This window comes from Gordonibacter urolithinfaciens (assembly GCF_900199375.1).
GTDB lineage: Bacteria > Actinomycetota > Coriobacteriia > Coriobacteriales > Eggerthellaceae > Gordonibacter > Gordonibacter urolithinfaciens.
The window spans coordinates 2610707-2623861 of sequence record NZ_LT900217.1; the positions used below are offsets into that span (position 1 = coordinate 2610707).

General features: G+C 64.1%; 7 protein-coding genes. 6 read left to right on the forward strand and 1 reads right to left on the reverse strand.

Annotation, left to right across the window (positions count from 1 at the left end; genetic code table 11):
- Nucleotides 1-243 precede the first annotated feature (243 nt).
- Entirely contained in the window at nt 244-4380 is a 4137-nt protein-coding gene (locus tag BN3560_RS11145) for a hypothetical protein (protein ID WP_123649883.1), read from the forward strand.
- A 135-nt stretch (nt 4381-4515) separates the two neighbouring features.
- Here the strand turns inward: BN3560_RS11145 and BN3560_RS11150 are convergent, their stop codons facing one another.
- Entirely contained in the window at nt 4516-4752 is a 237-nt protein-coding gene (locus BN3560_RS11150; RefSeq protein ID WP_096228099.1) for a helix-turn-helix domain-containing protein, read from the reverse strand.
- Between the two features lie 140 nt (nt 4753-4892).
- Here BN3560_RS11150 and BN3560_RS11155 point away from each other — a divergent pair, with 140 nt between their 5' ends.
- From BN3560_RS11155 to arsS, 5 genes are all read left to right on the forward strand, one after another.
- A complete protein-coding gene (locus BN3560_RS11155) occupies nt 4893-5054 on the forward strand; it encodes a helix-turn-helix domain-containing protein (RefSeq protein ID WP_197702187.1) in 162 nt (53 codons plus the stop codon).
- A gap of 208 nt (nt 5055-5262) precedes the next feature.
- A complete protein-coding gene (gene dnaE, locus BN3560_RS11160) occupies nt 5263-8727 on the forward strand; it encodes a DNA polymerase III subunit alpha (protein WP_096228101.1) in 3465 nt (1154 codons plus the stop codon).
- Nucleotides 8728-8825: 98 nt separating this feature from the next.
- Nucleotides 8826-9677, forward strand: a complete 852-nt coding sequence (truA, locus tag BN3560_RS11165) for a tRNA pseudouridine(38-40) synthase TruA (RefSeq protein WP_096228102.1) — start codon at nt 8826-8828, stop codon at nt 9675-9677.
- A gap of 229 nt (nt 9678-9906) precedes the next feature.
- Nucleotides 9907-11016 (forward strand): hypothetical protein, encoded by a 1110-nt coding sequence (locus BN3560_RS14770; protein ID WP_231897387.1) that lies wholly within the window; start codon nt 9907-9909, stop codon nt 11014-11016.
- 100 nt (nt 11017-11116) lie between these two features.
- The gene (arsS, locus tag BN3560_RS11180; protein WP_197702188.1) at nt 11117-13129 is read left to right on the forward strand and encodes an arsenosugar biosynthesis radical SAM (seleno)protein ArsS; all 2013 of its coding nucleotides are present in this window, start codon (nt 11117-11119) and stop codon (nt 13127-13129) included.
- The last annotated feature ends 26 nt before the right edge of the window (nt 13130-13155 follow it).

The window sequence follows — 13155 nt, forward strand, 5'->3', positions numbered from 1 at the left end:
ACAAAACCGACTTCGCCCAAGCTTTACCTTTACGGTTACGGCAATAGTACTTTTGGCAGCGACAGCACATCTGCGAATATCACGGTGAAAAGCGGACGGTATGTGCGCATTAACGGCTACATTAGAAGCCAGAGCTTGGGAATTGACTGCACTGGAAGATCGTCATCCGTCACTGTGGAGGGCAACGCTGATGTTGACTTGCTTGTGGCCGGTAGTGCTAATGGCGCTATCAAGAACGCCAACGTGGGCATCAACGTCAAAGGTGGAAAGGTTACAACGCTCCTTGGCGGAAATCAAGGATTCTCCAACGTTTTACCCCCGTATTCCGGCAGTACAAAAATCCGGGTAGAGGGCGGCGAGGTCGATAACTTCTATTGCGCAGGCTCCGGCAGAGATAGGAGCGTTCCTACTTTCTCAGGTGAGCTTGATGCGAGTATCACGGGCGGGAAAGTGAAGAAGCTTTATGGCTCCGGTTCTGCCGCATACGTGCTCAAAGATTCCAAAGTGAGTGTTTCCGTAGCGGGCAACGGTGAGGTTACCGACCTTTTTGCCGCCGGCAAAGGGTGGGAGACAAGTTTCAACCCTGATCAGACCGAATTGAAGGATGTTGAAAAATTCGGAAGCTTCTCGGGAAATGAGACTATTACCGTCTCGGGCAATGCCGTAGTCGCGAACATCTACGCGAGCGGTGAGGGTTATTCAGGATCAACGAATTATGAAGGGACAAAGGCCAACGCCTACCTGGACGGCAACGTGACCATCAACGTGGAAGGCGGGACGGTCACCGGCAACGTCTACGGCGGCGGCAAGGGCATCGTAGACCCTGGGTATGAGCAATGCGCCCGCGTGACCGAGAACTCGAAGGTTGAAGTCAACATCGCCGGCGGCATTGTTAAGGGCAACGTCTACGGCGGCGGCGACGTCGCCGATGTGCTCGGCTCCGCTTCCGTCGCATTGTCCGGCGGCACAGTGCAGGGCAAGGTCTTCGGTGGCGGCAAGGTGTCGGATGTGGAGGGTTCCACCTCTGTCACGCTGTCCGGTGCAACCGTGCAGGGCAACCTGTATGGCGGCGGCGAGGAAGGCGCGGTGAAAGGCTCCACTACGGTGAACGTGCAGAACGGCACCGTCAACAGCTCGGTGTACGGCGGCGCTTACGGCAAGGCGGGAGAGGTGTTCGTGCTGGGCGGCTCCACCGTCAACATGACGGGCGGCTGGGTGCGCGGCAACGTATACGGAGGCAGCGAATTCAGCGACGACGGAGCCGACGACGGTACGACTCCCGATCTGGTGATCACCAACCTGGTGGGCGGCACCGTGGGTCGTAACGTGTTCGGAGGTGGGTACCAGGGCACCGTCCACGGTTCCACCCATCTGCATATTGGCGAAAAAGCCCTTGGGGCCTGCGAGTATTACAAAGCGCACTCGGGAGAGATCCCGCAGCTGACCGCTTCGACGCTGTCCGTTCAGGGATCGGTCTACGCGGGCGGCGACTTCGGCGGCGAGGGAACCGACTACGACACCATCACCGTGGAAGGCACTTCGCACGTGTACATCGATGGCGATGGTTACGACACCTCCGCTATCGGCACAAGCAACAGCATGACTCTCGGCAAAGGCGTATTTGGCAGCGGCGCCTCCTGCGATGCGGGCAAGACCCGCTTGGTCACCCTCAAGAACTACGGCAATGCCGTTGCGGGCGGCGACGGCGAGGTCACGCGCACCCTGTCCGCCATCCAGAGGGCCGACAGGGTGTCGATCATCAACTCGCACGTGAAGCTCACCGGGCAGTCGGATGTGGCCAACATCGACACGACGGCCCTGTACTCCCTCAACCGCATCGGCGATCACGACAAGGCCGATGTGCCGTCCTTCGTAAACGGCCTCGTTCTCCAAGACCGCAGCACGCTCATTCTCGAATCGCCCGCCATGGAGTTGGCCGCGCTCCGCAGCTGGGATGAAAAGGGGGTTGAGACAACGACCGGGAGCCCCTCGAACACGTTGCTGCTGGACACCGGCACCAAGCTGAGCGTCTCCTTCACCGCCAAAGACGGCGTCGAAACGTACGGACCGGTGAGGGGCTATACGAGGTTGCTGGCAGGGGCTTCAACTGCGGGTTTTGTCTACGCCCGCATCTCGCCGACCGATACTGATACTGACGGCGGGTTCGTGGACAAGGACGGTAAGGCAATCGGCTTCACGGATGTCGAATCCGCATACCGTTACTGGAAGGTACGCGGAGAGGGCGCGACCGCCAACGTGGTGCGCCAGGCCGTCCTGACCGCTCGGACGCAGGCCAGCGGAGCAGACGTCGAGGGCTTCTCGGTAGCGAAGGGCGTCATCGACCTTCCCCCGGCGGAGAAGGGATCCACCTACACCGTGAAAAGCGTCGGGGTTTCCAATTCTTCGCTCAAGCTGGTGGAAGCTGCGAAAACGGGGCAGGAGGACGATGCGACGTGGAAGACTTCGCAGGACAACGCCGCCAGCGGCGGGGAGGAAGTCAATCTTGGCGATCAAAAGGAGGCTGTCAAGGCTTCGCCCCTGAACACGTTCGGGCTTTTCATGACACCCGGTAGCGGGTTCTCGGAAGTCGCGGGCGCTGGCAAGGTCGTCTCTGAGAAGTCGATGACATCTGGCGCGAATACCGTGCTCGGCACCCCGATCACCGGGACCGTTTCGGGTGATAACACGATCCCCGAAATCGAGTTCTATCTCACGTACTTCAATGGGGGCATCACCGCCAGTCAGGATCTGGGAACGGTCACGGTGGTGCTTGAGCGCACGAACGCAGACGGGAAGCAGGAGACGACCACGGCGAACGTGCAGATCGTCACGCGAACTACCAGTCTATCCTCGCTTGAGATGGATCTGTACGCAACGCAAACCGGCAGCTACACCGGTACGCTCTATATTCCTTCAGGAGCCAAGCGGGAGTTGTCGTTGACGGGGGTTGACAAGGGGAGCGCCGCGTTGGTGGCGAATGGCGCAGCCCTGACTGACAACAGTTTTGCGCTCACCATGCAAACGGTTCAAGATCAAGGGTGGGCAACGATGGGTTCCATGGAAGACCCCTGCGATTTGGGAAGCTTCAAGGATCCGGTGAGCATCGGAACTACGGACAGCCGCTACGATGCCCCCATCAAGTTCACCTTGTCGAACGCGACAGGGTTCGCCCCGAAGCCGCTCGATACCGTCACGCTCACGCTCAAGGAAGAGGGAACGGAAGGCAAGGAGGTTCCCGTGACGCTGCGGATTCATTGGGAAGAGTCCGCCGTGAAGTCGGTTGAGGTTGGGGCGGGGCGGCAATACAATGGGCTTTCCCAGACAGAGGCCCTTGCGATTTCGCAGAAGAGTTCTCTGACCGCCGTTTTCGAACTCTCAAGTTCCCTGCAATCAAGATCATCGTGGATCGAGTTACAGAAGACGGGAGGCACATCGGTTGGATTGCCTTCTGGCACGGAATTCACGCTGCTCAACGACGGGAGATTTTACCGTTGCCAGATGAAGGGTATTGAGCCCGAAAACAGGATTCTTTTGAGCAGCTTCACCTCTATGGAAAATGATTCGGAGTTGCCAGGGAGCCTCAGCGGCACCGTGACGGTCATCGTCGATTTCGGCTCTTCGGCATCGGAGCCTGGCGCGGGGGACTACAGTCTGCGCATGCGAACCGATACGAGCGCCGACAGCGTGGGAGCCGATTTCACGATGGATAATTCGGCTGCGACAGCCACCGTCGAAGCTGCTGGCGGTGATGGGTTGTCCCGAGGGACGCACGAGTTCGAGTTGAGCTTGAAGGCGGGCAGCGACACACGTTTCGCCGACGGGGCGGCGGTGGTGCTCTCCCCGGGAGAGGGCGAGGTCTTCCCCGAGGGCACGGTGTTCAGGGTTGGCGAAGCTGAGTATTACCCCGTCAACGGCAAGGTGTCCATCCCGCTTGGCAGCGCGACGTCGTTCGTAATGGACACGACGAATACGACTGGCCTCACGAGTGGCGAGCACACGCTTTCCGCTCAGGTGCTCCCCACGGGCGCGAACGCGGGCAATGCGGCTCCCCTCTCTGCGGAGGAGGCAGCCTACACCGTCTCGGAGAATCCATCGTACAGCTTGTCCGTGACCCTTGACGCGGGCTCGAGCCGCATCGTGAAGCCGGGAAGCGCACTTTCCTTCACGGCCAACTACAAGGCATCGGCTGGCGAGGCAATCACAGTGGGCGCTCGGAAGAAGACTGATGCAGGTTACGAGGACACCGTCGGTTTGACGGCGACTGTCGACGCCGTCAAAATCACCGTCACCGTCCCCGATGGCACCTCCGCAGGCACCTACCGCCTGCTCTTCAAGCTGGGCGACCAAGAGGTCCCCTACAACATCATTGTCGAGGGGTGATTCGCGGGCGCGCATGCTCTTTACGCGCGTCCGCGTCTATGCGCATAGTCCATAAGGCTTGAAAGGCAAGCGTTGGCCTTCTCCGCTTGAGATGCGGCGAAAACGCCTATGCCAGTAAAAGCGATGCGATCGGGGCTACTGCCTGCTTTCCTGCTCGGAGTCGTCGGCGAGGTCGCCGACCTTTACCCCTAATCCCGATGCTATCCGATGGAGAAGCGAGTAACGCACGTCCACTTGGCCCTTCTCGATCTTGGCCAAATGGGAGTAGCCGGTTCCGACGATCAACGCAAGACGGCGCACCGAGAGACCCTGCGCTTCGCGCAGCTCTGCGATTCTTTTCCCGAGTTGGGCCTGTCGGTCAAATGGTTCCATGAGGTACAGGTTATGGGGTACAATGGATAGGGTGTGGTGTAAGTACGCCACAGTAACGGAGATGGTGCGACCGAGAACGGGGGAGTGTTGATCGCATGCGCATGGAGTGCTGCCTCGTTGACGTTATCGAGGGAAAGGGTATGTCGACCGAGGAAGTGGCCGATAGTGTGGGCATATCCGTTGGTATTCTGGCGAGGATCGACGAAGGGGATTTCCTCGCGCTGCGAAAGAGCACGCTGACAAGGCTCTGCGAGGTTCTCGACTGTCAAGTGGGTGATATTCTCAAGATGGTAGATGGCTGATTGTCTTGGGCGCTATCATTCGCCACCGTCCGGGTTCTGTTTCGATCCTCTACGTTCTCGCGTTCGCGCAAAAACCATCGTTTGTTCGCTGTTTGTGGGCGGTGCCCGTCGGCCAATGCTGCTAGAATGGCAACGACACCATGACACGCTGCGCACGCACCCAGAACACACCACCAAGCGCATTTCTGACTGATTAGAGGCACAAGATATGGCATTCGTCCACCTGCACAACCACACTGAATATTCCCTGCTCGACGGCCATACGCACATCTACGACATGGTCAAGCGCGCAGCCGACCTCGGCATGCCGGCCGTGGCCATCTCCGACCACGGCGTGATGTCGGGCGTGCCGCAGCTGTGCGAGATGTGCGACAAGGTAGAGGAGGAGACCGGCAAGCGCGTCAAGCCCATCTACGGCTGCGAGGTGTACTTCACCACCGACGAGGAGCTCAAGCGCGACGGCAAGCCGAAGCTCTACCACCTGCTGCTTCTGGCCAAGACGAACGAGGGCTACCACAACCTGGTGAAATTGGTCAGCGAATCGCACGTCGACAACTTCTACTACAAGCCCCGCACCACGTTCTCCATGCTGCAGAAGTACGGCAAGGGCATCATCGGCTCGTCGGCCTGCATTGCCGGCATCATCCCGAAGCTGCTCGACAACCGCCAGTTCGACGACGCCGTGGCGTGGGCCAACAAGTTCGCCAGCTGCTTCGAGCCGGGCGACTTCTACATCGAGCTGCAGAACCAGGGCATCCGCACCGACGCCGGCTTCACGCAGACCGAGCTCAACCACATGCTCACCGACGTGGCCAAGGCCGCCGGCCTGAAGACCATCGCCACGAACGACTTCCACTACCTCACGAAGGAAGACGCGAAGGCGCAGGACTACATGCTGTGCGTGGCCCAGGGCGCCGCCGTGAACGACGAGAAGCGCATGCGCTTCGAGAACGACGAATTCTACATGAAGACCGAGGAGGAGATGCGCACCGCGCTGAAGGACTTCCCCGAAGCCTGCGACACCACGGTGGAGGTGGCCGAGAAGGTGGACGTGGTGCTGGAGCGCGATTCCATCCTTCCGAGGTTCCCCTTGCCCGAGGGCGAGACGGAGGAGAGCTACTTTCGTCGCCGCGTGCAGGAGGGCCTGGTCAAGCACTATGGCAGCCCGGTGCCGCAGGAAGCGCAGGAGCGCGCCGACTACGAGATGGGCATCATCATCCAGCAGGGCTTCCCGGCGTACTTCCTCATCGTGCAGGAGTACATCGAGTGGGCGCGCAGCCAGGGCATCGGCGTGGGCCCGGGCCGCGGCTCGGCCGCAGGCGCCATCGTGGCGTACGCCATGGACATCACCGCGCTCGACCCGCTGTCCAACGGCCTGCTGTTCGAGCGCTTCCTGTCGCCCGAGCGCGTGGAGATGCCCGATATCGACGTCGACTTCGAGCAGGGACGCCGCGAAGAGGTCATCAACCACATCAAGGACGTGTACGGCGAGGACCACGTGTCCCAGGTTATCACGTTCGGCACGCTGCAGGCGAAGAACGCCGTGCGCGACGCCGCGCGCGTGCTGGACTACCCGTACAGCACCGGCGACCGCATCTGCAAGCTGATCGGCGACGAGCTGGGCATCACCATCGACAAGGCGCTTGCCACGAACCCCGACCTCAAGAAGGCGTACGAGACCGAGGAGGACGTGAAGGCCGTCATCGACGCCGCGAAGTCCATCGAGGGGCACGTGCGCGGCGAGGGCGTGCACGCCTGCGCCACCATCATCTGCCGCGACCCCATGGCCGACCACGTGCCCATGAAGCGCGACACCAAGGGCGGCGGCATCATCACCCAGTACGACGGACATTACACGCCGGAGCTCGGCCTGCTGAAGATGGACTTCCTGGGCCTGCGCACGCTCGACGTGCTCACCATCGCGTGCCGCAACATCGAGCAGCGCTTCGGCACGAAGGTCGTGCCCGAGGAGATTCCCGTCGACGACGAGGCCGCGTTCAAGCTCATGCAGTCCGGCAACATGGACGGCCTGTTCCAGGTTGAGGGCGCCCTTTACGTGAGCCTGTTCGCGCGCCTGCCTCCCACGCGCTTCTCCGACATCGTCGCCTCCATCGCGCTCAACCGCCCGGGCCCGCTCGAGTCCGGCATGGTGGACGACTACGTGAAGGTGGCCAGCGGCAAGACGCAGATCCACTACTACGACGAACGCCTCCGCCCCATTTTGGAGGAGACGTACGGCACCATGGTCTACCAAGAGCAGATCATGCAGATCTCCATGGCCATGAGCGGCTTCTCCGCCGGCAAGGCCGACAAGCTGCGCAAGGCCATGGGCAAGAAGAAGCTCGACGTCATGCGCGCCCTGCAGGAGGACTGGAACAACGGCGCCGTGGAGAACGGCTTCTCGCTGGCCATTGCCAAGCAGATCTGGGAGGACGCCGAGAAGTTCGCGAAGTACGCGTTCAACAAATCGCACTCGGCCGCATACGCCATCCTGGTCATGCGCACGGCGTATTTGAAGGCGCACTACCCGAACGACTTCATGGCAGCCGTGCTGTCGTCCTACATGGGCAACACCGACCGCCTGATCCGCTACATTGCCAGCTGCAACCACAACGGCACGCCCGTGCTGCCGCCCGATATCAACTCCTCGAACGCGGAGTTCACGCCTACCGACGACGGCATCCGCTTCGGCCTGGTGGGCGTGCGCGGCGTGGGCGCGAACGTGGCCGAGGCCATCATCGAGGAGCGCGAGGCCAACGGCCCGTACACGAGCCTGCACGACTTCGTGAACCGCTTGGACGCGAAGTGCTACAACCGCAAGACGCTCGAGGCGCTCATCAAGGGCGGGGCGTTCGACTCCACGGGCTACACGCGCAAGCAGCTCATGTACTTCGTGGACGAGACGCCGCTTCTAGAGAGCGCGTCGAAGCGCCAGAAGGACCGCGACCGCGGGCAGGTGTCCATGTTCGACCTGTTCGGCGACGATCCCGACTCCGGGTTCGAGGAAGAGGTGCCCGAGCCCGACGGCGTGGAGTGGCCCAAGCGCCAGCTGCTGTCCTACGAGAAGGAGATCATGAAGATCTACGTCTCGGACCACCCCCTGCGCCCGTACGAGGGCACCATCGCCCGCATGACGAAGTTCCAGCTGGGCGACTTGGCCGAGCGCACGAAGGAGATCAAGTCCGCCACGTTCGTGGGCATGATATCCACCGTGGTGACGAAGCTGACGAAGCGCGGCACGAAGATGGCCACGTTCACGCTGGAGGACACGACGGGGCACATCGAGTGCATCTGCTTCAAGTACGACGAGAACGCCGAGGCCATCCAGGAGGATGCCATCGTCAAGATCAAGGGCAAGTTCGAGCACAGCGACCGCGGCAACCAGATCATGGCGTTCGAGGTGGAGGCTATCGAGCTGAACGAGGCCGACGCGCGTCCCTCGCACCTGGAGCTGAAGGTGTCGTCCGCGGACTTCAACCAGGCCACGTCGCAGCGCTTGAACCGCATCCTGAAGTCCTATCCCGGCCGCGACGGCGTGGTGCTGTTCGTGAGTCAGGGCGACGGCCGCAAGTTCCGCGCCGAGCTGCCGGTGACGGTGGATGCCCGCTCGCAGATCATGCTCTCGGAGATCCAGGACCTGTTCGGCCGCCCGGTGTGGAGCCGCGCGTCGTAGCGGGAGGGCTGCGCGCCTCGGCGTTTCATTACAGTTTGGCAAGCGGAAACCGGCCGCGCTTCGCAGGGCGGCCGGTTTCGTTTATGATGGAGCGCATCATGACTCAGACTATTCGACATACCGAACCGCGCCCCGCCGGATCCGCTGTGGGAGCTCCTGCCGCCGCCGATGGAGAGCGCCCCGTGCGCGAGCACACCCTCGCGCTCACCCTCTCGTACAACGGCGCGCCCTTCTCCGGGTTCGCCCGGCAGCCCGGCCAGCTCACCGTTCAGGGCGACGTGGAGGCGGCTCTCGAGCTCTTGTTCCGCCGGCCCATCGACACGACGTGCGCCGGCCGCACCGACGCGGGCGTGCACGCGCTCGGCCAGGTGGTGAGCTTCGACGTTGACGACGTGGACCTTGCCGGGCGGTCGCTGCCCTCTTTGCGCCGCTCGCTCAACGCGCTCACGAACGACGCCATCACGGTGCGCGAGGTGGAGCCGAAGCAGAAGGGCTTCTCGGCCCGCTTCGACGCCCAGGCGCGCGAGTACCACTACCATCTGTGCGTGGACAGCACGGCGCCCATCTTCATGAAGGACTTCTCGTGGTTCGTGCCGGGCGGTTTGGACGTGTCGGCCATGGAGGCCGGCGCCCAGCACCTGCTGGGAGAGCACGACTTCAAGAGCTTCTGCATGGCGGCGTCGGCCGTGGGCAAGCCCACGAACCGCAACGTGCGCGAGATATCGTTCCACCCCGAGACGGTGCTCGGCGAGAACATCCTGGCCATCAAGGTGGTGGGCAACGCCTTCCTGCACTCCATGGTGCGCACCATCGTGGGCACGCTCGTGATGGTGGGGAAGGGCCAGCGACCCTCGTCATGGGTGGGCGAGGTGCTGGAAGCGCGCGACCGGCAGGCGGCTGGCGAGAACGCCCCCGCTCAGGGCCTCGTGTTCTGGCGCGTGATCTACTAGCGTCCGGTCCGGGCAGCTCGGGCCGCTGCCCGTGTTGTGCCGCGTCCTGCTTGGCGCGGTCGCGTTGCGGCGCGCGTGCCGCCTATCCGGTGCTGCAGCGCTCCTTCCGGGGCCCTCAACCGCGGCTCGTTGGCTGCCAAGGATAAAGCAAGGGGGGCTTTGCCGGTTTGAGTTGCGTGCTATACTGGTCAAACGTCGGTACAATCCACCGCTTGCAAAAAAGGAAGCCATGCTGTTCGGTAACACGCCAGAGAAGCGCATCGCCCGCGAGGCTGACAAGGTCGCGTCGTTGAAAGAGGATCTGGACGCGATATCCTGGGGGCGCGTGCTCGAAATTGGCAAGCAGCTCCAGGGCAAGGGGGCGGCTGAGGCCGAGTTGGGCGCCGAGCTGGTGTCTATCGCCCAATCGAACCTGTCGCTGGCCACGCGCCTGGGCATCGATCCTGCGCCGCCCGAGAGCCGCGTGATGGCATCGGGTGTGAAGATCGTGGAGGGCGGCCTCGCCCAGGCGGCTATCGATGCATCGCGCGCACCGGTTGGCTCCGGCGCCGCGAGCCCCTCGCCATCCGCTTCGCGCGGCGAGGCTGGCCGCGCGGACGAGCCCGCCCGCGCGGCCTGCGAGTCCGACGGCGAGACACAGCCGATCGAGCTCCCGGGAACGTTCTCGATCTGCATCGAGAGACCCGAATCTGGGATGGCCGACGGCGGCCTGTCTTTGGAAGAGCTGATGGAGGCGTCCAGAAGGCTCGATGACGAAGGCGGCGCCCCCTTCCGGTCGAAGATGCCTGACGAGGCCGCTGCCTTCGACCCGCAAGAGCCTCCCTCGCGCATCGTGCCGCGCTCGACCACCGAGCTTCCCATCGATTTACCGCGCATTCCCCGCATAGGTGACGTCCCGGTTGCGGCCGAGCCTTCCGAGGGGCGCGCCGACGAGGCGACGGAAACCGAGGAAGAGGCGCTGTTCGAACCCGCCCTACCCCCGGAGGCCCCTCTTGGAGGGATTGCTGTCGCAGATGGAGGGGCTGATGGAGCTGCTGACGCCCCCGCCGGTACGCCGGGGGAAGATGCCGTTGCAGCGATGAAGAGGGCATGCGAGGCTTTTTCCGAGCCCGAGCCCGAGCCCGAGCCCGAGCCCGAGCCGACGGCTGCTCCTGCGGCGGGCGAGCCGGCGGCCTGCGGCGGGGTCGTCCCCGACGAGGCTGGCAGCCGCGCCGAGCAGCCGGGGCGCGAGCGGTTCGCGCGGTTCCGGAACCTGTACGAGAGCCGTGACGGCAGCTTGTGCGTGTTCGAGGACGAGCACGGCCATCTGGTGGCGGTGGACGCCTCGAAGCTCGCCTAGCCGAGCGCCTCCCTCTTTCGCCAACTTATTGCTGGCATTCCGCGATTATTGGATATAATCCTATATTAACGAGAACCGCAGCGAGAAAGGATGCGCATCCATGTCGTCATGCTCCGTGCCCGGCCAGGTGCGCCGGGTGTTCAAGGACGCGGGCCGGGTCTGCCCGGTCGACTACCGCCTGGCCTCCGACGCCTTCGCCGGCGATCCCGAGGTTGCGTGCGACGTGCTGTACGTGGTGGGCGGCCTGTACGGCAACCCGTTTGCGCTCGACGCGGTGGACTGCCTGGTGGCGGCCGAGCAGGGCGACGTGCGCGTCGTGTTGAACGGCGACATGCACTGGTTCGACAAGACGGCCGAGAACTTCGCCGCCTTGGAGCGTCGGGCGTCGCGCTACCTGCCGCTCGTGGGCAATGTGGAGGCCGAGCTGCGCCGCCAGGTGGACGTGGGCGTGGGGTGCGGATGCGCCTACCCGGACTGCACGGGCGACGATGCGGTGAGCCGCTCGAACCGCATCCACCGAAAGCTGTCCGAGGCCGTGGACGCCCATCCCGAGCTCAAGGAGCTGCTGGCGGGCCGGCCCGCCACGTGCACGGTGGGCGTGGCGGGCCGCAAGGTGGCCGTCACGCACGGCGACGAGCAGCTGATCGGCGGCTGGGCCTGCTCGCGCGAGTCGCTGCAGGACGTGCTGCGGCAAGACGAGCTCGACCGGTGGATGGCCGCCAACGACGTGGACGTGCTGGCCTGCACGCACACGTGCGCGCCCGCGGCGCTCTCGCTTGCGCGCGGGCTCGTGGTGAACAACGGGGCGGCCGGCCTGCCGAATTTCTTCGGCCAGCACTTCGGGCTGGCCGTGCGCGTGGCGGCCGCTCCGCACCCGGATGCGCTGTTCGGCGCCGAGCGCGACGGCCTCTTTGTGGAGGCCGTGCCGCTGCGCTACGACCACGACGCCTACCTGGCCTGGTTCGACGAGCTGTGGCCGGCGGCCAGCCCGGCCGCCGTGTCGTACCGCGGCCGCATTGTCGACGGCGCGGACGACCGGTTGGATGACGCGTTGCTCGGCGGCTTCAGCCGCGGCCCCTCCGCCCGCACCGACGCCCCGCCGCTTCGGGCGCATGCGACGAAGGGCGACGTGGAGCTGGCGCTGGCCGGGCTCGTGTACTTCGAGGACGTCGTGGACGACGCCTCCTGCCTGCGCACGGCGGGCGAGCCGTCCACGATCCAGGTCAACGTCACGGCCCGCTGCAACCTGGCCTGCGCCCACTGCCACGTGGAGTCGGGCCCGCACCGTACCGAGGCCATGGACCGCGCCGTGCTCGAGGCCGTGCTGGCCGTGGCCGCGCGCCCCGGAATCGACACGGTTGACGTGACGGGCGGCGCGCCCGAGATGCACCCCGACTTCGCCTGGTTCGTCGAACGCGCGGCAAGCATGGCGCACGTCATGGTGCGCACGAACCTCGTCATCCTGCGCGACCCGGCGTACCGGCCGCTCATGGACCTCTACGCCCGGCTGGGCGTAGAGGTGGTGGCCTCGCTGCCCAACGTGCACGACGCGCAGGCCGAGCAGCAGCGCGGCGGCGGCACGTTCGACCCGAGCATCGAGGTGCTGCGCGAGCTGAACGGCCGCGGCTACGGTCGCGATGGCCGGCACGTTCTGGACTTGGTGTTCAACCCCCAGTGGCCCGTTCTGCCGCCCGACCAGGCCGAGCTGGAGGCCGTCTACCGGCGTCGGCTGGCCGCGCTGGGCGTGTCGTTCGACCACCTGTTCGCCGTCGCGAACAACCCCATCGGGCGCTACGGTGCGCATCTCATCGACGCCGGCGCGTTCGACAGCTACCTGAACCTGCTCATAGACGGCTTCAACCAACAGGCGTGCGACGGGATGATGTGCCGCCACCAGCTGTCCGTGGGCTGGGATGGGCGCGTGTACGACTGCGACTTCAACCAGGCGCTCGGTCTGCCTGTCCGCCGCGAGGACGGCGGTGACCGCACGGTCTTCGACTACGCGGCCGACCCTGTGCTGCCCCTCGCACGCCCCATCCGCTTCCGCAACCACTGTTACGCCTGCACGGCCGGCAGCGGCTCGAGCTGCGGCGGCACCATCGTGCAGGAATAGCCCCGACGTCGCAGGGCTGCCCGTCC